This is a genomic window from Acutalibacter sp. LFL-21 (assembly GCF_025630755.1).
Classification (GTDB): Bacteria; Bacillota; Clostridia; order Oscillospirales; family Acutalibacteraceae; genus Acutalibacter; species Acutalibacter stercoravium.
The window spans coordinates 15,170-38,162 of sequence record NZ_JAOTNT010000012.1; the positions used below are offsets into that span (position 1 = coordinate 15,170).

General features: G+C 61.3%; 19 protein-coding genes and 1 tRNA gene. 13 read left to right on the plus strand and 7 right to left on the minus strand.

The window, feature by feature from the left end:
- Positions 1-22 precede the first annotated feature (22 nt).
- The 10 genes from ODJ80_RS12270 (at position 23) to ODJ80_RS12320 (ending at position 12,035) form a co-directional block, all read left to right on the plus strand.
- Positions 23-4,369 carry a PolC-type DNA polymerase III gene (locus ODJ80_RS12270; protein WP_263042331.1) on the plus strand — a complete coding sequence of 1,449 codons (4,347 nt, stop codon included), beginning with the start codon at positions 23-25 and terminating at the stop codon, positions 4,367-4,369.
- A gap of 105 nt (positions 4,370-4,474) precedes the next feature.
- Positions 4,475-5,680 carry an ATP phosphoribosyltransferase regulatory subunit gene (hisZ, locus tag ODJ80_RS12275; RefSeq protein ID WP_178864020.1) on the plus strand — a complete coding sequence of 402 codons (1,206 nt, stop codon included), beginning with the start codon at positions 4,475-4,477 and terminating at the stop codon, positions 5,678-5,680.
- Positions 5,680-6,321, plus strand: coding sequence for an ATP phosphoribosyltransferase (hisG, locus tag ODJ80_RS12280; protein WP_178864021.1), 642 nt, complete (start codon positions 5,680-5,682; stop codon positions 6,319-6,321). The genes hisZ and hisG overlap by 1 nt, the downstream gene beginning before the upstream one ends.
- Before the next feature lies 1 nt (position 6,322).
- The gene (gene hisD / locus ODJ80_RS12285) at positions 6,323-7,612 is read left to right on the plus strand and encodes a histidinol dehydrogenase (RefSeq protein ID WP_263042332.1); all 1,290 of its coding nucleotides are present in this window, start codon (positions 6,323-6,325) and stop codon (positions 7,610-7,612) included.
- A gap of 10 nt (positions 7,613-7,622) precedes the next feature.
- A complete protein-coding gene (locus ODJ80_RS12290; RefSeq protein ID WP_263042333.1) occupies positions 7,623-8,702 on the plus strand; it encodes a pyridoxal phosphate-dependent aminotransferase in 1,080 nt (359 codons plus the stop codon).
- Positions 8,702-9,283, plus strand: a complete 582-nt coding sequence (gene hisB, locus ODJ80_RS12295; RefSeq protein ID WP_263042334.1) for an imidazoleglycerol-phosphate dehydratase HisB — start codon at positions 8,702-8,704, stop codon at positions 9,281-9,283. Before ODJ80_RS12290 ends, hisB begins: the two co-directional genes overlap by 1 nt.
- A gap of 114 nt (positions 9,284-9,397) precedes the next feature.
- A complete protein-coding gene (gene hisA / locus ODJ80_RS14105) occupies positions 9,398-10,486 on the plus strand; it encodes a 1-(5-phosphoribosyl)-5-[(5-phosphoribosylamino)methylideneamino]imidazole-4-carboxamide isomerase (protein WP_317619931.1) in 1,089 nt (362 codons plus the stop codon).
- Between the two features lie 3 nt (positions 10,487-10,489).
- Positions 10,490-10,813 carry a phosphoribosyl-ATP diphosphatase gene (gene hisE / locus ODJ80_RS12310; protein WP_178864026.1) on the plus strand — a complete coding sequence of 108 codons (324 nt, stop codon included), beginning with the start codon at positions 10,490-10,492 and terminating at the stop codon, positions 10,811-10,813.
- Between the two features lie 10 nt (positions 10,814-10,823).
- Positions 10,824-11,588 carry a class I SAM-dependent methyltransferase gene (locus tag ODJ80_RS12315; protein WP_263042335.1) on the plus strand — a complete coding sequence of 255 codons (765 nt, stop codon included), beginning with the start codon at positions 10,824-10,826 and terminating at the stop codon, positions 11,586-11,588.
- A 9-nt stretch (positions 11,589-11,597) separates the two neighbouring features.
- On the plus strand, positions 11,598-12,035 hold the full coding sequence (locus tag ODJ80_RS12320; protein WP_263042336.1) for a GNAT family N-acetyltransferase: 438 nt from the start codon (positions 11,598-11,600) through the stop codon (positions 12,033-12,035).
- An 88-nt stretch (positions 12,036-12,123) separates the two neighbouring features.
- Here the strand turns inward: ODJ80_RS12320 and ODJ80_RS12325 are convergent, their stop codons facing one another.
- Positions 12,124-12,402: a hypothetical protein gene (locus ODJ80_RS12325; RefSeq protein ID WP_263042337.1), complete on the minus strand. Its 279-nt coding sequence runs from the start codon at positions 12,400-12,402 to the stop codon at positions 12,124-12,126.
- Between the two features lie 293 nt (positions 12,403-12,695).
- On the opposite strand from ODJ80_RS12325, the gene ODJ80_RS12330 reads away from it, so the two are divergent.
- Positions 12,696-13,592: a LysR family transcriptional regulator gene (locus ODJ80_RS12330; RefSeq protein ID WP_263042338.1), complete on the plus strand. Its 897-nt coding sequence runs from the start codon at positions 12,696-12,698 to the stop codon at positions 13,590-13,592.
- Between the two features lie 62 nt (positions 13,593-13,654).
- Here ODJ80_RS12330 and csaB read toward each other — a convergent pair whose 3' ends face one another.
- Genes csaB through ODJ80_RS12350 form a run of 4 tightly spaced genes read right to left on the minus strand, consistent with a single transcriptional unit; the run spans position 13,655 to position 18,183 of the window.
- Positions 13,655-15,886, minus strand: coding sequence for a polysaccharide pyruvyl transferase CsaB (gene csaB, locus ODJ80_RS12335; RefSeq protein ID WP_263042339.1), 2,232 nt, complete (start codon positions 15,884-15,886; stop codon positions 13,655-13,657).
- 57 nt (positions 15,887-15,943) lie between these two features.
- Positions 15,944-16,915, minus strand: a complete 972-nt coding sequence (locus ODJ80_RS12340) for an RluA family pseudouridine synthase (RefSeq protein WP_263042340.1) — start codon at positions 16,913-16,915, stop codon at positions 15,944-15,946.
- A 12-nt stretch (positions 16,916-16,927) separates the two neighbouring features.
- Positions 16,928-17,410: a threonine/serine exporter family protein gene (locus ODJ80_RS12345; protein ID WP_263042341.1), complete on the minus strand. Its 483-nt coding sequence runs from the start codon at positions 17,408-17,410 to the stop codon at positions 16,928-16,930.
- The gene (locus ODJ80_RS12350) at positions 17,407-18,183 is read right to left on the minus strand and encodes a threonine/serine ThrE exporter family protein (RefSeq protein WP_263042342.1); all 777 of its coding nucleotides are present in this window, start codon (positions 18,181-18,183) and stop codon (positions 17,407-17,409) included. Before ODJ80_RS12350 ends, ODJ80_RS12345 begins: the two co-directional genes overlap by 4 nt.
- Positions 18,184-18,410: 227 nt before the next feature.
- On the opposite strand from ODJ80_RS12350, the gene ODJ80_RS12355 reads away from it, so the two are divergent.
- Complete coding sequence (locus ODJ80_RS12355; RefSeq protein WP_263042343.1) at positions 18,411-20,147, plus strand: cadherin-like beta sandwich domain-containing protein; 1,737 nt, start codon at positions 18,411-18,413, stop codon at positions 20,145-20,147.
- A 69-nt stretch (positions 20,148-20,216) separates the two neighbouring features.
- Here the strand turns inward: ODJ80_RS12355 and ODJ80_RS12360 are convergent, their stop codons facing one another.
- Together ODJ80_RS12360 and ODJ80_RS12365 are read right to left on the minus strand one after the other, a co-directional pair.
- Complete coding sequence (locus ODJ80_RS12360; RefSeq protein ID WP_263042344.1) at positions 20,217-21,203, minus strand: ATP-binding protein; 987 nt, start codon at positions 21,201-21,203, stop codon at positions 20,217-20,219.
- Positions 21,204-21,206: 3 nt separating this feature from the next.
- On the minus strand, positions 21,207-22,199 hold the full coding sequence (locus tag ODJ80_RS12365; RefSeq protein ID WP_263042345.1) for a DnaD domain protein: 993 nt from the start codon (positions 22,197-22,199) through the stop codon (positions 21,207-21,209).
- Between the two features lie 431 nt (positions 22,200-22,630).
- Here ODJ80_RS12365 and ODJ80_RS12370 point away from each other — a divergent pair.
- Positions 22,631-22,706, plus strand: a tRNA-Thr gene (locus tag ODJ80_RS12370).
- Positions 22,707-22,993 lie beyond the last annotated feature (287 nt).

Consider the following 22,993-nt stretch of genomic DNA (forward strand, 5'->3'; position numbering starts at 1 on the left):
AAAGCGAAAGGGTAGGCGCGTTTTGAGCATTCTAGGTGATTTTTTCAAAAACGAGATGAACGGGGAGAGCTTCTCCCAGGCGCTGCAAGCTGGGGAACTGCGCCAGGTCACAGTGAACCGCAAGGAGCGTTCCGCTGTGCTGGTGGTGGATTTCCCCCGTTTTGTGGAGTATGGAGAGCTGAAAAAGTTAGAGGCCCTGCTAGAAGGCCCAGCGTTTGGCCTGCCCTCTGTGCGTCTCCATCCCCATTTCCCGGCGGAGGCTTTTTCCGTGGACTGCATGCCCTCTCTGGTGGCGGCGCTAAAGGAGCGGGACGCCACCCTCAATGGCACTTTCAACCAGGCAGAGGCCTCCTATCAGGAGGGGAGGCTCACCATCCGGCTGGCCCATGGCGGCTATGAGCTGCTCTCCATCCGTCATACGGATGAGAAGCTGCAGGGCCTGATCCAGAGCTGGTTTGGCCGTTCCTGCCAGGTGGAGTTCACAGGCCGGCTTACAGTGAAGGCAGGGGAAGGGGTTCTGGTGGAAAAGGCCAAGGATGAGCAGATCCGGCGCCAGCGGGAGGCCGTCCTTCAGGAGATGGAGGAGTATGAGGAGGCCATGAAGGAGCAGGCCAGCCGCCGGAAGGTCAGTGTCCGGGATGAGGAGCACCTGCTGCCCTCCATCATTCCAGAGACCGCCAAGCCGGTGCTGGGCTCCGTGCCCCGGGGAAAGCCAGTCCCCCTGCGGGAGGCCACCCTGGACATGGGCAACATCGTGGTGTGGGGAGAGATCTTCGCCATCGAGAGCAAAGAGACCCGGGACAAGTCCCGGAAGATCTACTCCATCGACATCACGGATTACACCGGCTCCACCACCTTGAAGGTCATCCAGGACGCCCACGATTGCCAGGCCCTGGATAAGCTGAAGGCCGGCGCCACCCTGCTGGTACGGGGGGCCCTGGAGTACGACAAATATGACCGGGAAAATGTCATGCGACCCCGGTCCATTGCCACGGTGGATCAGGTGCAGGTGGTGGACGACGCCCTGGAGAAACGGGTGGAGCTCCACCTGCACACCACCATGTCCGACATGGACGGCATGAGCTCCGCCGCCTCCCTCATCAAGCAGGCCCACAAGTGGGGGCAGAAGGCCGTGGCTATCACAGATCACGGCGTGGCCCAGGCATTCCCCGAGGCTATGAACACCGCCTTGGATATCCAGAAGGAGGACCCCGATTTCAAAATCCTCTACGGCACGGAGGCCTACTTCGTCAACGACCTGGTGCCCGCCGTCACAGGGGAGAGCCAGCACCCCTTGACCGGGGACTTTATCTGCTTCGACCTGGAGACCACCGGCCTGAGCCCCCAGAACGACCGCATCACGGAAATCGGCGCGGTGCGCATCCACAACGGGGAGATCACCGACCGGTTCGACACCTTTGTGGACCCGGAGCGCCCCATCCCGGAGAAGATCACCCAGCTCACCTCCATCACCGACGAGATGGTGAAGGGCGCCCCCAAGGAGGCCCAGGCCCTGGAGCAGTTCTTCCAGTTCTGCGGGGAGGACGCGGTGCTGGTGGCCCACAACGCCTCCTTTGACGCCAGCTTCGTCCGGGCTGCCCTGAAGCGCCAGGGAAAGCCCTTTGCGAACACCTACATCGACACGGTGACCATGGCCCGGTCCCTGCTGGCAGACCTGAAGAAGGCCACCTTGGATTCCGTGGCCAACTACTTAAAGCTCAAGCCTTTCCACCATCACCGGGCCGAGGACGATGCCGCGGTGCTGGGGGAGATCTTCCTCAACTTCCTGGAGCGGCTGAAAAACAGCCACGGCATCCAGCGGGTGGACGAGATCAACGGGGCCCTGGCCGGCGGCGATCCGAAGAAGCTGCGGCCCTACCACATGATCCTGCTGGTGAAGAACCACACGGGCCTGAAGAACCTGTACCGGCTCGTCTCCGCCGGGCACCTGGAGTACTTCTACCGCACGCCCCGCACCCCCAAGAGTCTGCTGAACAAGTACCGGGAGGGCCTGCTGGTGGGCAGCGCCTGCGAGGCCGGCGAGCTGTTCCGGGCCGTGGTGAAGGGCGAGTCCTTTGAGACCCTGTGCAAGATCGCCTCTTACTACGATTATCTGGAGATCCAGCCCATTGGCAACAACATGTTCATGGTCCGCAATGGGGAGACCGACGTGGAGGGCCTGCGGGAATATAACCGCACTATCGTCAAGATTGGCGAGAAGCTGAACAAGCCGGTGGTGGCCACCTGTGACGTCCACTTCAAAGACCCCAAGGACGCGGATTACCGGCGGGTCATTATGGGCAGCCGGGGCTTCGACGACGCGGACCAGCAGGCGCCCCTGTACATGCGCACTACTCCGGAAATGCTCAAGGAGTTTGCTTACCTGGGAGAGGAGAAAGCCTATGAGGTGGTGGTGAAGAACCCCAACAAGATCGCCGATATGATCGACTCCATCCGCCCGGTGCCTATGGGCAACTTCCCGCCTTTCATCGAGGGGGCTGAGGAGCAGCTGGTGTCCATCACCTGGGAGCGGGCCAAGAAAAAATACGGCGACCCCCTGCCCCAGATCGTCCAGCAGCGGCTGGAGAAGGAGCTGAATTCCATTGTGAAGCACGGCTTCTCCGTGCTGTATATGACCGCCCAGAAGCTGGTGGCCGACAGCGAGGCCCACGGCTATCTGGTGGGCTCCCGAGGGTCCGTGGGTTCCTCCCTGGTGGCCAGCATGTCCGGCATCTCCGAGGTGAACCCCTTGGCGCCCCATTATGTGTGCCCCAAGTGCTGTCACAGCGAGTTTTTCACCGATGGCACCATCGACTCCGGCTTTGACCTGCCCCCCAAGGACTGCCCGGACTGCGGCACTCCCATGGACCGGGACGGCCACACCATCCCCTTCGAGACCTTCCTGGGCTTCGACGGCGACAAGGTGCCCGATATCGACCTGAACTTCTCCGGCGAGTACCAGTCCGGCGCCCACCGGTACACCGAGGTGCTCTTCGGCCGGGACAACGTGTTCAAGGCGGGCACCATCGGCACCGTGGCGGATAAGACGGCTATTGGCTATGTGCGCAAGTACGCGGAGCAGAAGGGCATCACCCTGCACAAGGCAGAGGAAAAGCGGCTGGCTCTGGGATGCACGGGCATCAAGCGCACCACTGGCCAGCACCCCGGCGGCATGATCGTCATTCCCCGGGGCATGGAGGTCTACGATTTCTGCCCCGTGCAGCACCCTGCCAACGACCAGAAAAACAGCAACATCACCACCCACTTTGACTTCCACTCCATCCACGACAACGTGTGTAAGCTGGACGAGCTGGGACACGATGTGCCCACCATCTACCGCTATCTGGAGGACTACACCGGTATCCCGGTGATGGATGTCTCTATGAGCGACCCGGAGGTGATGAGCCTGTTCAACTCTCCGGCTGCTTTGGGGGTTACCGAGGAGGACCTGGGCGGCATCCGCACAGGCACCTTGTCCCTGCCAGAGCTGGGCACCAACTTTGTCCGTGGCATGCTGGAGGAGTCCCACCCCACCAAGTTTTCCGACCTGCTGCAGATTTCCGGCCTGTCCCACGGCACAGACGTGTGGCTGGGCAACGCCCAGGAGCTGATCCAGGCGGGCACCTGCACCATTTCCGAAGTGATTGGTACCCGGGACAGTATTATGACCTACCTGATGAACAAGGGCCTGCAGCCTAAAATGGCCTTTAAGATCATGGAGATCGTCCGAAAGGGCAAGGCCACCAAACTGCTGACGCAGGAACATATCCAGGCCATGAAGGAGCACGACGTGCCCCAGTGGTACATCGACTCCTGCTTTAAAATCAAGTACATGTTCCCCAAGGCCCACGCGGCTGCCTACATGATTTCCGCCCTGCGGCTGGGCTGGTACAAAGTGCACCGGCCCCTGGAGTACTACGCCGCTTACTTCACTGTGCGCAGCGATGACTTCGACGGCGCCACCGCCATCAAAGGCAAAGAAGCCGTCTTTCGCAAAATGAAAGATCTGGATGTGAAGATCAAGAACCGGGAGGCCTCTCCCAAAGAGGAGGGCGAGTTCGGCACCCTGCAGATCATCAACGAGATGTTGGCCCGGGGCATCGCCCTGCGCCCTGTGGACCTGTATAAGTCCGAGGCCAAAAGGTTTGTGGTGGAGGACGGCCAGATCCGCCTGCCCTTCTCCTCTTTGGCGGGCGTGGGAGAATCCGCCGCCTTCAGCCTGCGAGAGGCCCGGGACGAGGGGGGAGAGTACATCTCCATCGACGATGTGCAGGCCAGGGCCAAGGTTTCCAGCGCCGTCATCGACACCCTGCGGGAGGCGGGCTCGCTTTCCGGCCTGCCGGAGAGCAGCCAGACCACCTTGTTTTAAGGCTTGACAAAAGTTTATTTATACATTATCATAGTAGCACGCTAAAGTGAAGAAAGGGGGAGGCCCGCTCTTCCCGTCCAGGGGAGGAGCGGGCCGTCTGCTTGGATGAAGACATACAGCAAAATTACACCGGAGGGCGCCCGGGACCTGCTTTTTGAGGAGTGCCGCGCCCGCCGGGAGGTGCAAGAAAAGCTCTCCCGGGTGTTCGGCCTGCGGGGCTACCGGGAGGTCATCACCCCCGGGCTGGAGTATTTCGACGTGTTTAACCTGCCGGGCACGGCCATCCCCCAGCAGGAGATGTACAAGTGCACGGACAACCACGGCCGGCTCATTGTGTTCCGTCCGGACAGCACCCTGCCCATTGCCCGCATGGCGGCCTCCCGCCTGCAGGGCCACCGGAAGCCCCTGCGGTTCTTTTACAGCCAGACCATCTACCGAAACCGGCCCGATTTGTCCGGCCGCAGCGATGAATCCGCGCAGATGGGCATTGAACTCATGGGGGCAGGAGGGCTGCGGGCGGACCTGGAGGTCATTGCCCTTGCGGTAGAGGCCCTCTCTGCCTGTGCGCCGGACTTCCGCATGGAGATCGGCCACGCCCGGTTCTTCCAGGTGCTGGCGGACCAGCTGCCTCTGTCCGCCGCCGCCCAAGAGGAGCTGCGGGCCACCATCGAGTCCAAAAACTATGCCGCCCTTTCTGAGCTGCTGGACCCCCTGGGGGACCTGCCCGCCGCCAAGGCCATGGCCCAGCTGCCCCGGCTGTTCGGCGGGGAGGAGGCCCTTTCCCAGGCGGAGGAGTGGTTCCAGGATGGGGAGGCCCGGGAAACTTTGGAATACCTGAAAGGGCTGTACCAGGCCTTGGGCCAGCTGGGGCTGGGGGACCGGCTCATGGTGGACTTGGGCCTGGTGCAGCGCAACGACTATTACACCGGCGTGGTGTTCTCTGCCTACGTCCACCAGCACGGGGACGCGGTGCTCATGGGCGGCCGGTACGACAGCCTGTGCCAGAACTTTGGGGACCCCATGCCCGCCGTGGGCTTCTCCCTGGATTTGGACGCTGTGGCGGATCTAAACGCCGCAGCCCTGGAGGGGGAGGCCCCCGCCCAGGCGCTGGTCTACGGGGAGCCAGGCTGCGAGATGCAGGCCCAAAAGCTGGCAGGCTCCCTGGCGAACCAGGGGGTCTTGTGCGAGGCCTCCGTTTTTGAGAGCCTGGAGGAGACCCTCCGTTACGCTCAGGCCGCGGGCATCCCCAAGGTGCTGCGGGTGGGTGCAGAGACAGAGGAAATCTTACTTTCAGAAGGGGGGAAGGCCTGATGCAGCCGCTTCGCATCGCGTTGACCAAGGGCCGGCTGGAGAAGTCCACTGTGGCCCTGCTGGAGCAGACCGGCATGGATTGCTCCCAGCTGCGGGATAAGGGCCGCCGGCTCATCCTGCCGGTGGGGGACGGCTCCCTCCAGGCGGTGCTGGCCAAGGCCGCCGACGTCATCACCTATGTGGAGCACGGCGTGTGCGACATGGGGGTGGTGGGCAAGGACACCATCATGGAGAACGGCAGCCGTTTTTTTGAGATTTTGGATTTGGGCTTTGGCCGGTGCGGCTTTGCCCTGGCCGCCCCCAAGGGCTCGGATTTTTACGGCGGCTACCGGGTGAAGACCGTGGCCACCAAATATCCCAACGTGGCCCGCCGTTTTTTCGAGGGCAAGCAGATGGATGTGCGCATCATCAAGATCGAGGGCTCGGTGGAGCTGGCGCCCCTGCTGGGCCTTTCCGACGGCATTGTGGACATAGTGGAGACCGGGGCCACCCTACGGGAAAACGGCCTGGAGGTCATCGAGCGGGTGGCGGATGTGTCTGCCCGGCTCATCGTCAACGCCGCCAGCCTGAAGCTGCGCAAACGGGAGATTGAGGCCCTGGCCGCCCGGCTGGAGCGAGAGATAAAGAAGGGGGAGCAGTGACATGATCAAAGTGGTACAGGGGGACCGGCAGACCTGCCAGTCTTTTGTGGAGGATTTGAAGAGCCGGGTGGGGCAGACCTCCCCGGAGATCGAGCAGTCCGTGCGGGAGATTATCGAAGCCGTCCGCACCGGTGGGGACCGGGCAGTGAAGGAATTCTCCAAAAAATTTGACGGCTGGACCCCCGAGAGCCTGGAGCTCTCCCGCGGGGAATTGGAGGCGGCTGTAGAGGAGTGCGACCCTCAGTTCATCGCCTCCCTGAGGAAAGCGACGGAGAACATCCGGGCCTTTCACCAGCGGCAGAAGCAGCAGAGCCGCATTGACCCCCTGCCAAACGGGGTTATCACCGGGCAGCGGGTGCGGGGCCTGCACCGGGTGGGGGTCTACGTCCCCGGCGGCACGGCGGGCTACCCCTCCTCCGTGCTGATGAACGTCATCCCCGCCCAGGTGGCCCAGGTGGGGGAGATAGTCATGGCCACCCCGCCGGGCCGCACCGGCAGGCCGGACCCCAATATCCTGGCCGCCGCCTATGTGGCCGGGGTGGACCGGGTGTTCCTCATGGGCGGGGCCCAGGCAGTGGCCGCCCTGGCCCTGGGCACGGAGAGCGTGCCCCAGGTGGACAAGATTGTGGGGCCGGGGAACATCTTTGTAGCCACGGCCAAAAAGCAGCTGTACGGCGTGGTGGATATCGACATGATCGCCGGCCCCAGCGAGATCCTCATTGTGGCGGATGAAAGCGCCAGCCCCAAGTTTTTGGCCGCGGACCTGATGAGCCAGGCCGAGCACGACCGCATGGCCTCGGCCATCCTCATCACCCCCAGCCGGGAGCTTGCCGGACAGACGGTGGAGGAGCTGTACCGGCAGATGGAGTACCTCTCCCGCAAGGACATCATCCAGGAGTCGTTGGACCGGTTTGGCGGGGTCATTGTCTGCGAGAGCATGGAGGAGGCCGTGGACTTCGCCAACGAGCTGGCCCCCGAGCACCTGGAAATCTGCGTGGACAACCCCTTCTCCTACATTGGCCGGCTGGATAACGCCGGTTCGGTATTCCTGGGGCACTATTCTCCCGAGCCCCTGGGGGACTATTTTGCCGGGCCCAACCATGTGCTGCCCACCGGGGGCACCGCCCGGTTTTTCTCTCCCCTTTCCGTGGATGACTTTATCAAGAAGTCCAGCTTCATCTACTACCCCAAGGAGGAGCTGCAGAAGGCCGCCCCAGACATCATCCGCCTGGCCCAGACCGAGGAGCTGACCGCCCACGCCAATTCCATCCAAGTGCGGGTGGAGGACTGAGGAGGCGCCCATGTTTCTGCTAAACGATAAAATCAAGGACTTAAAGCCCTATGACCCGGAGATGGGGGACACCCCTGTCCACCTGGATGCCAACGAGTCCTTCCTGCCCCTGCCCGCCTCCCTTTTGGCGGAGCTGGCGGCTGCTCTGCCCCAGGTGGCCTTCAACCGCTACCCGGACCCCGCCGCCCGGAAGCTGTGCCAGGCCTTTGCCGCCTATTACGGCGTCCCGGCGGAGAACGTGGCCGCGGGTAATGGTTCCGACGAACTGATCACCGTGCTGTTCACCGGGTTTCTTCAACGGGGGGAGGCCTTCGCCACCCTGGAGCCGGACTTTTCCATGTACGCCTTCAACGGCTATTTGCAGGAGGCCCGCCACGTCCCCATCCCCAAGGGGGAGGACTACGCCATCGACGTGGATTCCACCGTGGAAACCTGCCAGCGGGAGGGGGTAAAGCTGCTCATTTTCAGCAACCCGGGCAACCCCACCTCCATCGTCTGTCCCCGGGAGGAGGTGCGCCGTCTCATCCGGGGCCTGCCAGATACCCTGGTGGTGCTGGATGAGGCCTACATGGATTTCTCCGATCAAAGCCTGCTGCCGGAGTTCCAAGAGTACGGCAATCTGCTTATCCTGCGCACCTGCTCCAAGGCCTTTGGCATGGCGGGGCTGCGGCTGGGATTTGCCGTGGGCCGGAAAGAGCTGGTGGACGCGGTGAAGGCCGTCAAGTCCCCTTACAATGTAAACCGCCTGTCCCAGGCCCTGGGAACTCTGGTGCTGGAGCATCCTCCTCTGCTGGGGGAGGCCCTGGAGACCATTCTGGCCTCTAAGAAGCAGCTGGTAGAGGGGCTGGAGGCCCTGTTAAAGGAGTTTCCCAGCCGGTTCACCCTGCTGCCCAGCGCCACGAACTTTGCCAGCCTGCGCCTGCCCGACGGGGAGGCCCTTCGCCGCTTTTTGGAGGAGCAGGGCATCTCGGTGCGGTATACCGCCGGGCTGGTGCGCATCACTTGTGGGACGCCGGAGGAAAACCGGGCTGTCCTGGGGGAGATAGCCAGCTATTTCGCCGCCGCCCCGGCGGCTGAGGAGGGAAGATGATGGAACGCTACGCTTCCATGCACCGAAAGACCAACGAGACCGAAGTCACCCTAGAGCTCTGCCTGGATGGAGGGGAGCGCAGCGTCTCTACCGGTGTGGGCTTTTTTGACCACATGCTCACTGCCTTCGCTGTCCACGGGGGCTTTGGCCTGAAGGTGAAGACTGTGGGCGACTGGGAGGTGGACTGCCACCACACCGTGGAGGACACGGGCATTGTGCTGGGCAAGGCCTTTGCCGACGCCCTGCCCACCAAGCGGGGCATCAAACGGTTCGGGCACTCTTTTATCCCCATGGATGAGGCCATGGCCTTTGCTGCGGTGGACATCAGCGGCCGGCCCTTCCTGGTGTTTTCTGGGGAGTTCCCCCAGGAGCGGGTGGGGGACTTTGACACCTGCATGACCGAGGAGTTCTTTCGGGCTTTCGCTACAAACGCCGGCATCACCCTGCACTTGAAGTGCGAATACGGGAAGAATTCCCACCACATGATCGAGGCCCTGTTCAAGGCGGCGGCTCACGCCCTGCGGGATGCCGCGGCCCAGGAGGAGGGAGATGTGCTGCTCTCCTCCAAGGGAGTGCTGTAAAGCCCTGGACGGCCCCGCCGGGGTGTGCTATAATAAAAAAAGAAGTTCGAGCCTGCAAGCTCCCGGACCGGGGGCTTGTTTGCGGTTTACGCCAAGCGAGAGGGGAGAAAATGTATGATCTTACTGCCTGCCATCGACCTGCATGAGGGAAAATGCGTCCGCCTGTTCCGGGGAGATTATGGCACCGCCGAGGTGGTGGCGCCCGATCCGCTGACCACGGCCCTGCACTTTCAGGAGCAGGGGGCCCGCTGGCTTCACATGGTAGACCTGGACGGCGCCAAGGATGGCAAGCCCCAGAACCAGCAGCTGATTTTCGATGTGGTGGAGAACACGGACCTCCTGGTGGAAGTGGGCGGGGGAATCCGTGACATGGGCACCGTGGAATATTATCTGGAGCGGGGCGTCAGCCGGGTGATCCTGGGCTCTGCCGCACTGCGGGACCCCGAGTTCGTCCGGGAGGCGGTGAAGCGCCACGGCAAACACATCGCCGTAGGGATCGACGCCTTGGACGGCAAGGTGGCTGCCGAAGGGTGGCTGGAGCAGAGCCAGGTGGACTATGTGGACTTTGCCAGGGAGATGGAATCCCTGGGGGTGCAGTACCTGATCTGCACGGATATCCACCAGGATGGCACCATGAATGGCCCCAACCTGGTGATGCTGGACAGATTGAACCGGGCGGTGCACTGCCACATCATTGCCAGCGGCGGGGTCTCCAGCCTGCTGGATATTGTCAGCCTCTATGACCTGGGGCTGTATGGCGCCATTGCCGGAAAGTCCCTGTACACCGGCGCCCTGGATCTGCGCACCGCCATCATCGCCTGCCACAAAATTTCCGGGAAATGGGCGGCGGGGGATATGCCCGATGATGAGCTGGACCTGTACTTTACCAAGTCGGACTTGATCCCCGCCATCATCCAGGATGACGATACCAATGAGGTGCTGATGCTGGCCTACATGAACCGGGAGTCTTTCCGCAAGTCCCTAGAGACGGGCTATACCTGGTTTTACAGCCGCAGCCGCAAGACCCTGTGGAATAAAGGGGAGACCTCGGGCCACACCCAGAAAATCGTCAGCGTCTTTTCCGACTGCGACGATGACACCCTGCTCATCCGGGTAAAGCAGAAGGGCCCTGCCTGCCACACCGGCAGCCACAGCTGTTTCTTCAAGCGCCTGCGGGGCGAGGACACACCGAAAGGGGAGTAAACCATGGATATTTTGCACGAGCTGTACCAGACGGTGGAAGGCCGCCGCCAGGAGAAGCAGGAGGGGTCTTACACCTGCTACCTCTTTGAGAAGGGCCTGGACAAAATTTTGAAAAAGTGCGGCGAGGAGTGCAGCGAGGTCATCATCGCAGCCAAAAACGGCAAGCAGGAGGACACCGTGGGCGAGCTTGCCGATTTGCTGTACCACCTGACGGTGCTCATGGTCAACGAGGGCATCCCCTTTGAGGCCGTGGAACAGGAACTGGCCCGCCGCCACCAGAAGCAGGGCAATTTAAAGCAGTTCCACCAAGTGGACAAGAACACCTGAGGGGGCGCTTATGGACCGCGAGCAGCTTTTGGCCCAGTGGAAAGAAGAGGAAGGCCGAGGCATGACTGGCTGGGATTTCTCCCACATTGAAGGCCGGTACACCGTGGAACCCCTGCCTTGGGACTACTCCCAAGTGGTGAAGGAGTTTCTGCGGCCTGGGGTGCGCCTGCTGGATATGGGCACCGGGGGCGGGGAATTTCTCCTCACTCTGGGCCACCCTTACGCCCTCACCAGCGTCACAGAGGGCTGGGCCCCCAACCTGGTCCTGTGCAAAAAGCGCCTGGAGCCCCTGGGCGTCACTGTCCGGGAGTACGACAGCGAGAAGGGCCAGCCCATGCCCTTCTCGGGCGACAGCTTCGACCTGGTCATCAACCGCCACGAGAGCTACGACCTTTCAGAGGTCCGCCGGGTGCTGAAGAAAAACGGCTTTTTCGTCACCCAGCAGGTGGGGGGCGAAAACGACCTGCCCTTGGTGCGCCGGCTGTGCCCCGGCTTCCCTGGAGGATTTGTGGGCTTCAACCTGGAAAATGAGCTGCCCCGGTTCCGCCAGGCGGGCTTCCGGGTAATGCGCAGCAATCAGGCCTATCTGGAAAGCCGGTTCCGGGACGTGGGCGCCGTGGTGTTCCAAGCCAGCGTGTGCCCCTGGGAGTTTCCGGGTTTTTCTGTGGAAAACAGCCAAGAGGCTCTGTTCCAGATGCAGGAGCAGGTGGAGCGCCTGGGCTTTGTGCCCAATTTGGAGCACCGTTTCCTGATCGTGGCGAAGAATAGAAAGTGAGGGAGCGCTGTGCAGGTCCGTGAAATCCAAAGGGACGAGCTGCCCCAGCTGCTGGCCCTGTACCGCTACCTCCACCCGGAGGGCTGGCTGGAGGAGGGCCCTGACGCCCAGAAGATTTGGCAGGCCATCCAGGCCGTTCCGGACTATCACATTGTGGTGGCGGAAGAGGAGGGAGAGCTGGTTTCCACCTGTACCCTGCTCATCGTCCCCAACTTGACCCACCTGGGCCGGCCCTACGGTCTGATTGAGAACGTGGTGACTCACCCGGCTCACCGGGGCAAGGGCCTGGCCACCGGCTGCCTGAATCTTGCCCGGCAGCTGGCCCGGGAGCAGGGCTGCTACAAGCTGATGCTGATGACCGGCAGCAAGCGGCAATCCACCCTGCGCTTCTACGAAAGGGCGGGCTACCGCTCAGACGTAAAGACGGCCTTCCTTCAGTGGCTGTAACAAAACAAGCGTCCCTTCTGGGACGCTTGGACTCATACCCTCTAGAACGGGAAACGGCATGGCGGACGCTGTGCCGTTTTTTGCTGCCTCATCCCACCTGCAGGCCCTTCTCCTCTGCCAGGCGGCGTCCCCGCTCCGCCGCTTGGGTGCTCTCCAGCAGCACATCTTCCGGAGTGGTGCGGGGATTGATGGCGCATAGCCGCAGCACGGTGCGGCCCCGCAGCTGGGTGGTGTATACCTGGGCAAAGCCGGTGGCCGTCACTTCTCTGGCCATCTCCTGGTTTATCTGGTCCCAGGTGGCATCCGGCGCCTCCTTGCTGGGGGCGAACCGGAAGTTGACAATGCCAAAGTGGGCGGGAGAGACCACCTGCCACTCTGGGTTGCCCTCCAGCCGTTCCTGGGCCGCCAGGGCCAGTAGTCCATCACCTCTTGGGGATCGGGCTGGCGGATGGGCCGGTCCGGCAGGGTGTTGGAAAATTCCACCGCCCGGCGGACAAAGTCCTCCATCAGCCGGCCAATGTGCTGGTTCTGTTCTTCGATTGTCTCACGCATGAGAGCCGCCTCCTTGACTTTCTTCGACTGTCATGCTACCATAAAAAATTGGAATTGTAAAATTCATAGATTTCATAAATGCGTTCAATTTTTTTGAAGGGTGGTCCCATGGAACTGCGAAATCTTATCTCATTTATCCGGGCGGCAGAGCTGCAGAGCTTTTCCAAAACAGCCGAGCAGCTAGGCTATTCCCAGTCCGCTGTCACCATGCAGCTTAAGCAGCTGGAGGAGGAGCTGGGTATCCCCTTGTTCGAGCGCATCGGCAAGCGGGTCAAGCTCACCCAGGCGGGGGAGCGGTTCCTGCCCCGGGCGCTGGAGGTGTTGGAGGCTGTGGGCCGGGCCCAGCAGGTGGCCCAAGAGCCAGAGCGGCCGGGGGGCAGGCTGCGCATCGGCACCTGCCAGTCCCTGGTCAGCGGCCTGCTGCCCCCGGTGATGCGGGAGCTGAGCCGCCTGAGCCCCCAGGCGGAGGTGACCACCTGCACTGCCCTGATGCCGGATTTGCTGCAAATGCTGCGGCAAAACGACGTGGATCTGCTGCTTTTCTTAGACCAGCAGCTCTATTACCCCGAGTGGGTGAAGGTGGCCCAGCGGCCAGAACCCATCCACTTTGTGGCTTCCTCCGCCTCCCCCTTGGCGGGGATGGAATCCATCCCCCTGGAGCGCCTGCTGCAAGAACCCCTGTACCTGACGGAGAAGGGCATCAGCTACCGGTACGCCGTGGAGCAGTTCTTGGCGGAACAGGGGCGGGAGCTGCGCCCCTTCTGGGAGGTGGGCGGCACTGATGTCATCACCCGGTTCCTGCTGGAGGGTGAGGGCATCTCCCTGCTGCCGGAGTTCGTGGTGCGGGAGCATCTGGAGAAGGGGGAGCTGGTGGTGCTGCACCCCCAATGCCCGCCCATCCTCATGTGGAGCCAGCTGGTATACCATCGGAACAAGTACGTCACCACCCTGATGGCCCTGTTCCTGGATTTGATGAAGCAGCGCCTTCAGGGGGAGGAAGCGTGAAAAAAGCTCTTCCCGCCCGCAATGGGCAGGAAGAGCTTTTCACTTTAGGAATGGCAGAAAGATCAGGGCTCCCGCTCCAGCAGCTTGGCCACCGCCTGGATGTTCCGCCGCTCCACGTCCTTCAGGCGCTGGGCCTTTTGGCGCAGCGCCTCTCGCTGAGGCAGGGAGGCCACGGCCTGGTCCACCGCCTGCTCCAAGTCCTGGGCGGTCACGTCCTTCAGGTCAATGCAGGTTCCGGCCTCCAGGTACTTCAGGAAGGAACCGATCTTGGGGTCGTAGCTCACCCCCACCAGGGGCGCCCCGCTTAAAGAGGAGAAGATCAGCCCGTGCAGCCGCATGGAGACCACCACATCCATGCGCCCCAGCACCCCGATGAGCAGCTCGGGTTCTGCTCCGTCATCCAAAATGTGGTAGGGAGCTTTCATGTATGGAACCACTTTTTGGGCGGCACTGCTGTCATGGAAGATGTTCAAGGAGAGGAACACCGGCGTCAGCCCATACCGCTGGTAGGCGTAGTCAGCGCAGGCGGCAAAGGCAGCGGCTTTCTCCTCAAAGCCGTACCAGGTGCGCAGCATAAAGCAGATGGTGGGGGCGCCTTTCTCCAGGCCGTGGCGGCTGAGGTAGGCGTCCACATCCAAATCGGGGGAGGGGGGCAGCACCAGGGCTGGGTCAGAGCTGAGGAGGATCTCTGGCCGCCGCACCCCAAAGCTTTCCAGCTCCTTCATAGAGTCCGTCTCCCGCAGGGTGATGGTGTCCACTGAACGGTCCAGCACCCTTTTTACCAGGCGGATGTTCTTCTTCCCCGTCACCGGGCCGATGCCGCAGCCGTACATATCCACCTTGTTCCCCAGCAGCTTGGCCAGCCGCAGGGTGAACAGGTAGTACCAAAGGCTGCGCCAGCTGGTGGCGTTCTGGATGAGGGTGCCGCCGCCATTGATATACAGCACAGACTTACGCATGGCGGCCACCATCTTGGGCAGGTTAAAGGTGTAGATGGAACCCACCCGGTACCGCTTCTTAATGCTTTGGGTGTTCTTGGCCAGCACGGTGATGGGCATGGCGTTGTCCAGCTCCTGCACAGAGCGGATGATGGATTTCAAAATGGCATCGTCTCCGGCGTTGCCGTAGCCGTAGGCCCCGCAGATTACCGCCCCATCCCGCTTGCGGGACTTCTGCCGGGCGTCCCGCTTCAAGATGCTCTCATAGATCTCCAGCTGGTGCTCCACCATCCGGTCAATGGAGAACTCCCGGCTGGCCTTTTCGTAGATACGCTCTCCAAAGGTCTCCCGCAGCTCTCTGTTTTGAGAGAGGGCCAGCAAGTGCTGGGCCAGCTGCTTCTCGTCCCCCGGCTCAAAAGTCAGGCCGTTGACCCCGTCGTCAATGAGCACCGGCACGCCCCCTACCTTAGAGGCGATGGTGGCCTTGTGCATCCGGGTGCCCTCCGTGAGGGAATAGGGGAAGGTCTCCGAAATGGAGGTGAGCAGGTTGATGTCGATGGCGTTGTAAAACGAGTTTACATCGTCCAGCCATCCGGCAAAGCACACCTTGCCCGCAAGGCCCAGGTCTTTGGCCATGTTTTCCAGCTTCTGCCGGTCCTCCCCGTCTCCGCCGATGAGCAGCTTCAGGTGGGGGTCCTTTTCGCTGGCAATCTTCATGGCCCGCAGCAGGGTGGGCACGTCCTTCACCGGGGAGAGCCGCACCGCAATGCCCGCGATGACATCCCCAGGCTCCCACTCCATGCCCACGCTTTGCAGGAACTCCTCCTTGGGCACGGGGTGGATGGGGGTTTTGAAGTCGATGCCGTTGTAAATGGTGTAAATGCGGTCCGCCGGGAACCCCCGCTCAATGAGGATGTCCGTCATGGGGTCGGAGACGCCGATGTAAAAGTTCACCCGCCGCAGGGCCACCATGTTGGTGGTGCCGTAAGAGAGCCTTGCCACCGGCCGGCCCAGGTAATCCAGGCGGTAGTCGCTGTGCACCGTGGTGACCACCGGGGCCCCCAGGTGCTTTTTCACCAGGTTGCCCATCAGGTTGCCCCGGGCGCCGTGGCAGTGGATGATGTCCACCTTCTGCCCGGCCAGGCGGCGCTTCAGCTCCCGCAGGCCCACCACCGGGTTTCCAGACTCGATCACTTCAATGGGAATGCCCATTTTCGCCGCGTCCTCAGAGAAATCCCCCTTGCGGAAGCAGAACAGCTGGGCGTCGATGGACTGGTTCAGCTCTTTTAACAAGTTTAAAACGTGGGTCTTGGCACCGCCAGTGTCGCCGCCGCCAATCAGGTGGATCACACGCATGAAGTCACGTCCCTTTTTTACAAAGAATAGTTTATCCCAAAGAACCCGCCGGGGGCGTTACTGCCCCGGCATGGCGGCAAATTCCGGCAGGAACCACACGTCCCCGGCGGTGAACTCCCGCCCGTCCAGGTATTGGAGCAGACCCCCGTCCGTTTGAAAGTCAAACCGCAGCTTATAGGAGTACAGTGCCTGATAGGGGAAGCCGCTCTTCTTGTTTACCGCGTTTTTGCCGTACTTGCCGTCCCCGGCCAGGGGGTGCCCAATGGAGGCAAAGTGGGCCCGGATCTGGTGGGTGCGGCCGGTTAAGAGCTCCACCTCCACCAGGGAGAAGTCCCGCCGTTCCTCCAGCACCCGGTAGCGGGTGCGGATGGTCTTGGCCCCTTCTTTGGGCCGCTGGGAGATGTACACCCGGTTTTGGGCCTCGTTCTTCTCCAAATAGCCGGAGAGGGTGGCCTCCCTCTCCTTGAGATGGCCGCACACCACGCACAGGTAGAACTTGTGCAGCTCCCGGTCCTTCACCTTCTGGTTCAAGATGCGCAGGGCCTCGGCGTTTTTCGCCGCCATGACGATGCCCCCCGTGTTCCGGTCGATACGGTTGACCAGGGCCGGGGCAAAGGCGTTCTCCGCCTTGGGATCGTACTCCCCCTTGTCATAGAGGTAGTGCTGTACCCGGGCGATCAGGGAGTCAAAGTGGTAGTTCTCGTCCGGATGGACGATGAGCCCCGGCTTCTTGTCCAGCAGCATCACGTTCCCGTCCTCGTAGAGGATGGAGAGCTTTTTGGGGGCCTTTAAAAAATCCTCCGGGCGCTCCTCCTTTTGCAGGAAGTCGTCCTTTAAAAACAGGGAGACCACATCCCCCTCCTGCAGCCGCTGGGAGCTTTCACAGCGTTTGCCGTTCACCTTGACATCCTTCTTGCGGACAGCCTTGTACAGCATGGATTGGGGCAGGTTGGGGTAGGTCTTGGTCAGGAACTTGTCCAGCCGCTGGCCCCCGTCATTTTTTCCAATGGTCACTTCCACTCTGGGCATAGAACGCTCCTTTCAGGGCTTGCTCCCGCGGTTTTTGGGGGCAGCCCGGCGCAGGGTGAAGAAAAAGGTGGGAAGCGACAGCACAATGCCAATGCCCAGGGCAATGGCAATGGCGATCTTTATGGTCTCCAGGCCTTTGTCCAGGGCCAGGGAGTTGTCGCTCATGAACAAGTGGTAACCGGTGTAATAGATGCCGGCCCCCGGCACCAGGGGGAAGATGCCCGTAATCAGGAAGATGGTCACCGGGGCCCTGCGCCAAAAAGCGAACACGCGGGAGAACCAGGCCAGGGCCACTGTGGCAAAGAAAGAGGCCGCCACCACCCCAGTGTTCAGATGCATGCAGACGAGATACACCAGCCAGCCCACGCCCCCGGTAAAGCCGCAGCAAAGCCATTCCTTTTTGGGGGTGTGGAAGATGATGGCAAAGGCAATGGTAGAGACAAAAGCCACGGCCGTTTGGAACAGCCAGTTGAAAAGGGTGGGAAGATCTATCACAGCAGGGCACCTCCTGTCAAAAGGGAAAGCACCTTGACTACCACACCTACGCCCATGGCGATGCAACCCCCTACCAGCACGGCGTCCAGCATGCGGATGGCCCCGCTCAAGTAGTCCCCGTGGAAGAAATCCCGGATGGAGGTGGTCAGGGCCACGCCGGGCACCAGCCGGATGATGGAACCGATGATGATTTTATCCATGCTGTGGCCTACGCCGAAGAACAGCAGCAGGGCGCCGCACAGCGTCACCAGGGCGCTGGCGGAGAGGTTGGTCAAAAACTTGGACATGCCATGGCCCTCTACCCAGCGGAGGTAAGGCTCTAGCGCCAGGCCGCAGAGAAAGGCGGTGAGAGCGTCAAAACCGTCCCCGCCGAACAGATAGCTGAAGCAGGCGCTTCCAACGCCACAGGCCAAGGTGGCCAGGGGCAGGGGAAAATAGGGCGTTTTCTGGATCTGCTTTAAAATCCGGAAGGACTCCTCCACCGTGTGACGCCCCTCGGCAATCTCCCGGGAGAGCTGGTTTACGGCGCTGATGCGGCCTAAATGGGTGGTGGTGCTGGGAATGTGCTTGAGCTCTACTGAGTGCTCGACGCCCTTTTCCGTGCCCACGGCAAAGATGGCGTTTGTCAGCACATAGACGTTGAATTTTTCCGCGTGATAGGCCGCGGCCACCCGCTCCATAGTCTCCTGCACCCGGGAGATTTCCGCCCCGCTGCGCAAGAGAGTCTCTCCCATTTGAAAGGAAAGCTCTAAAATACTGGTTTCTTCGCCCATGAACGCCCTCTTTTCCGCAAAAGCTCTTATCTTATCTATGGTAATCGAACTGGCCCGCTCTGTCAACCGCCCGAAGGGAAAGTTTTCCTTCCTGCCAGTTTTGCGCCGGGGCCTTTGCTGTCCTTTTTGGAATATTTGTCGAATTTTGTCTTTTTTTCTTTCTTATTGCCCACTGCTGTGCTACAATGGAAAAAACTGGGGTGAATTTTGGAGAGGAGGGTGCGGCCATGGGGCATGTTCAGAAGCTCTCAACCTTCCTTTTTGTCTTGGCCTTGGCGCTTTTGTGGGGCGGAAGCGTCCGGGCGGCCAGCTTTTCCGCCAGCCTCAGCGTGGAGGAGGGGCGTCCTGGAACCCCGGTGGAGGCTCGGTTCTTTTATAATGGAACCCTCTCCGGTGTGGCGGCCCTGCGGATCCGGCTGGAATATGACCCAGAGGTTCTGCGCTTCCAGGAGGTACAGTATGGGGACCAGCTGGAAAAGGGAGAGGCCGCCACAAAGAATGAGGATGGGGTCCTCTCAACGGTGGTTACCCTGCCTGGGGAGGAAACCTCTCTGGACATTGGGGATTTGCTGGTGTGCAGCTTTCTGGTCCGCGGGGACGCGCCGCTGGAGAAGACCCTTTTGCGCGCCTCCGTATTCCAGGTGGTGGATGGAAATTCCGAACCTGTCCAGGAGGGGATGGAAACAGAATTGGCCCTCCAGGTGCTCCCGCCGCCCAGCACAGACGCCCGGCTGCTGTCCCTTGTGCCGGAGACGGGCCAGCTTACCCCTGCTTTCCATCCAGAGGTTCTGGAGTACCGCCTCTCAGTTCCCTTTGAAGTCACGTCCATGACCTTTGCCGCCCAGCCCGCAACAGGCGCTTCCTGCCGGGTGAACCGGGAAAGCCTGGGCGCTGGCGGGAGCGACACGTTGTTTCGCATTACCGTCACGGCGGAGGACGGGGAATCCCAGCGGGTATATCAGGTGACGGTTCACCGCCAGGAAAAGGAGGAAGAGCCGGAGCTCAGCCAGGACACTCGGCTGCTTTCCCTCCTTCCAGAGACGGGGCAGCTTGTCCCGGAATTTGAACCGGGAATTCTGGAATACAGCCTCACCGTCCCCTATGAGGTCACCGCCATGACCTTTTCCGCCCAGCCGGCGGAGGGGGCGTCCTGCCGGGTGAACCGGAAAAACCTGGGGGCTGGCGGCAGTGCCACCCTGTTCCTGCTCACTGTCACAGCCGAGGATGGGGAATCCAAGCGGGTTTACCAGGTGACTGTCCACCGGCAGGAGAAGGAGGAAGAGGAAAAGCCAACCCTCAGCCAGGATGCCCGGCTGTTGTCTCTTACCCCAGAGCAAGGGCAGCTTTCCCCGGCCTTTGATCCGGAGGTTTTGGAGTACCGGCTTACGGTGCCTTTTGAAGTGACCACTATGACTTTTGCTGCCCAGCCTGCAGAAGGGGCATCCTACCGGGTGAACCGGAAAAACTTGGGGGCTGGGGGAAGCAGCACCCTTTTCACCCTCACAGTTACCGCGGAGGACGGCACGGCGAAACGCGTCTATCAGGTGACGGTTTACCGGCAGGAGAAGGCGGCCGCTGCCAGCCCGTCGCCCACGAGAACGCCCCCGCCGGTTTCAGTGGGTTCCGCCGGAACCTCCCGCCCATCCTCTTCATCCACAGCCGGGCCCGCCCGGGAGGAGACCCCGGCCCCTGTGCAAAGCGCCCCTGCGGAGGAGGCGTCTGCAGCCCCCGCGTTGGAGCCCGTGCCCGTCATAGAGGAGGAAGGGGGAACGCCGTCCCCTTCCAGCACAGAAGGCGGCTCCGACGGGCTGGTCCTTCAGAGCGGCCGGACCACTTCGCTGCTGCCTGGGCTGCTGGCAGGGGCGCTGTTCCTGCTGGTCTGTTTCCTGTCCGGCCCCATCGCCCGGTGGGTGAACCGGCACTTCCCCGCTTCTGGAAAGGAGCCCCCACAGCAAAGAAAATGAGCCGCGGAAAAGCCGCCCCTCCCTTGCCCATGGGAGAGACGGCTTTTCTGTTCCAGCCGTGTTGGCTCTTTAAGGGTGCTTGCGGCTTTTTTGCAGGCGTTTCTGCACCCGCACATCGTTGCCCAAGAATTCCAGCTTGCCGTAATAGCCTGCAATGCGGGAGGCAAACCGCTCGCTGTACCGGCTTTCCAATTCCTTCAGGGTCAGATTGGTGCTGATAATGGTGGGCCGCTCCGCCAGCATCCGGCTGTTGATGATATTGTAGAGGGCGGCGTTTACATAGGCAGAGGGAAATTCAGTGCCCAGGTCATCCAGAATCAGCAAATCGCACTCGGTCAGCTGGGTGTTGGTGTCGCCCTCTTCCGGGGGTTCCCGGTCAAAGCGTTCCTTTTCCAGGGCCACAGCAAAGCTTTGGGCAGAGCCGTATATCACCCCCATGCCCTTTTCAATGGCCTTTCCCGCAATGGCCAGAGACAGGTGGGTTTTTCCCAGGCCGGTTCCGCCGCGGAACAGCATGCTGGGAGAGTCGGGCCGCAGTTTTTCCCCATAGCTTTGGCAGGCCCGAAAGACCTTTTCCATCTGCCGGTAAACCCGTTCATCCTCCTGGTAATACTCCAAAGAGAAGCTCTCGAAGGTGCAGCTCTCCAATGGGGCGTCCATGCTCAGGCGCTCATAGGCCATGCGCCGCTGCAAGGATTTTAAGCACTGGCACATGCGGCCGTCCACAAAGCCGCTGTCCCGGCAGTTGGAACACTGATACTGCGGGGTTACGTCCTCCTGGCTCAGCCCGTTTTGCGCCAGCAGGCCGTTGTACTCCTCCCGCAGGGCCATACCCCTTTCCTTCATGCGGGTCAGTTCCTGGCGCACGTCCCCGCCGGAGAGCACTGCCCGCGCTGCCCCAGAGGCGTTGCGGGCCATCTCCTCCCGGATTTGCGCGGCCCGGGGGCAGTCCTCAAAAAAGCGCTCCCGGCAGGCGGCGGCCTTTTCCTCGGCCCGGCGGCGGCGGTCCTCCAGCTCTTTGCAGGCCGCCTGGTAGATTTTTACTCCATATCCCATATCTCACAGCTCCTCTGGCAGGTCAAAAAAGCTCATGCGCTCCAGCTCCTCGATATCGTAGCTCTTGCCAGAGCCCCGGTCCTCCCGTTTCCGGGCTTCCAGCTGCTCCAGCTCCCGCAGGTTGCGCACGCCGCTGCGGTGCCAGCCCTCGAGGATTTTATTGATATATCCAGCGCTGAATTTCCCGGTGTTGTCCACGCACCGTTCATAGGCGGCGGTGAGCATTTCTACGGTGAACTTCCACTGGTACACCCAGCGGTAGGCGGCCTCCTCCTCCTTTTTAGAGGGAGAGCGCCGGGGCATTCCCGCTGCGGACTGCACCTTGGCCCAGGCCTGCTGGTGCTCGTCCAGCTCCCGCAGCTTCTGCTCGGCGGCCTCCAAGGTAAAAACTCCGTTGGCGGCCCAGTCCCGGGCCACAGAGTCAATGTAGGCAGTGCCGGTGCGGCCCACGTTTTTGGCGTAATGCAGCAGCATTACCACTACCTCCACAGGCAGGCCATAGTCATCGCAAATGGTCAGCAGGGTGGAGGCCATGGCAGGAGAGAGGGTTTTGCCCAGGGTGTTTTCCGCCTCTTGCATAAGAAAGCGAATCCCCTCTGATTCCCCCATCCGGGCGGCAAGATGCTGTGTGTCCGGCTTTAGCAGGCGCCGCTTGGGGGGCAGGCTGGCAGCTGTTCCGCCGCCTGCCTCTGGCAGCGGGGCAGGCCTATCCTCTGGCTGCGCGGCCTGGACCCACCGGGCAGGGGAGAGCTCGCTTTCCTGGCCGGCAAGCAGCCCCTCCTGCACCCAGTAATCCAGCGCGTCCAAGGCGCTGTCCAAACTCATGCCCAGGGCTTGGGCCAGCAGGTCCGGCTGAACGGCCTCCCCTCCGTGGCGCAGCATCCACAGCAAGACCTGCAGCTGCTCCTTGCCAGCCAGTTTTATATAGCGGTCCACCAGGGCGGTGGGCACAGCGAATACGCTGCTCCAAGGCCCCATATGTAGTGTGTATTCCATGGTTTCCCCTTTCTCTCAAGAGGCAGCCTGCCCCTTTCCTTTAAAAACATAGTATACCACAGAATCCTTCCGGAAAAAAGCGCAAATTCATCTTGACTCCCCTCCTTTTTTCCTGTATAATATCTTAGCGTTCTAAGTGGGGCGGTTTGTGCTACTGTGGCTCAATGGCAGAGCAGCTCACTCGTAATGAGCAGGTCGCTGGTTGTCGCTAAGGGTGAACAACCAGGAAGGAACACGTTGGGCCTTCGGTTGCAGTCTCGATGGGTAGAAAGTAACGAAAATATGAATATGCTGGTGTGGCTCAGTCGGTAGAGCAGCTGATTCGTAATCAGCAGGTCGCTGGTTGTTGCTAAGGGTGAACAACCGGGCAGGAACACATTGGGCCTCCGGTTGCAGCCTTAAAGGGTAGAAAGTAACGGAAATAGGAATATGCTGGAATAGCTCAGTTGGTAGAGCAGCTGATTCGTAATCAGCAGGTCGCGTGTTCAAGTCACGTTTCCAGCTCCATGAAAAAGCCTGGGTACCCGTGTGGTTCCCAGGCTTTTTTGCGTTCCCGGATTATTCTTCTTTCTGTCCGAAAAGCAGGGAAAGAAGGGGACAAAAGGTGCCCCCCCGTGCAGAAAAAAGCTCCGCAAAAGGCCCCTCCGGGCCCTGTGCGGCCCAGGAAGGCGGGTGGGGACGCCAGCTGGGGCTCGGACCCGCAGACGAGAAGAAAGTCCCAAAAACCAAAAATTCTCGGCTTGTTCAAAGCGTGTTTCTAATTTCGACATATCTTGCGTGGCACTGGATGATAC

Coding starts and splice junctions, on each gene's coding strand:
- ODJ80_RS12340 (WP_263042340.1), bottom strand. CDS start 16,915: ATGCCCAGAGTGGAAGTGACCATTGGAAAAAATGACGGGGGCCAGCGG.
- csaB (WP_263042339.1), bottom strand. CDS start 15,886: ATGCGTGTGATCCACCTGATTGGCGGCGGCGACACTGGCGGTGCCAAG.
- hisZ (WP_178864020.1), top strand. CDS start 4,475: ATGAAGACATACAGCAAAATTACACCGGAGGGCGCCCGGGACCTGCTT.
- ODJ80_RS12330 (WP_263042338.1), top strand. CDS start 12,696: ATGGAACTGCGAAATCTTATCTCATTTATCCGGGCGGCAGAGCTGCAG.
- hisG (WP_178864021.1), top strand. CDS start 5,680: ATGCAGCCGCTTCGCATCGCGTTGACCAAGGGCCGGCTGGAGAAGTCC.
- hisD (WP_263042332.1), top strand. CDS start 6,323: ATGATCAAAGTGGTACAGGGGGACCGGCAGACCTGCCAGTCTTTTGTG.
- ODJ80_RS12360 (WP_263042344.1), bottom strand. CDS start 21,203: ATGGGATATGGAGTAAAAATCTACCAGGCGGCCTGCAAAGAGCTGGAG.
- ODJ80_RS12290 (WP_263042333.1), top strand. CDS start 7,623: ATGTTTCTGCTAAACGATAAAATCAAGGACTTAAAGCCCTATGACCCG.
- hisA (WP_317619931.1), top strand. CDS start 9,398: ATGATCTTACTGCCTGCCATCGACCTGCATGAGGGAAAATGCGTCCGC.
- hisB (WP_263042334.1), top strand. CDS start 8,702: ATGGAACGCTACGCTTCCATGCACCGAAAGACCAACGAGACCGAAGTC.
- ODJ80_RS12350 (WP_263042342.1), bottom strand. CDS start 18,183: ATGGGCGAAGAAACCAGTATTTTAGAGCTTTCCTTTCAAATGGGAGAG.
- ODJ80_RS12315 (WP_263042335.1), top strand. CDS start 10,824: ATGGACCGCGAGCAGCTTTTGGCCCAGTGGAAAGAAGAGGAAGGCCGA.
- ODJ80_RS12355 (WP_263042343.1), top strand. CDS start 18,411: ATGGGGCATGTTCAGAAGCTCTCAACCTTCCTTTTTGTCTTGGCCTTG.
- ODJ80_RS12365 (WP_263042345.1), bottom strand. CDS start 22,199: ATGGAATACACACTACATATGGGGCCTTGGAGCAGCGTATTCGCTGTG.
- hisE (WP_178864026.1), top strand. CDS start 10,490: ATGGATATTTTGCACGAGCTGTACCAGACGGTGGAAGGCCGCCGCCAG.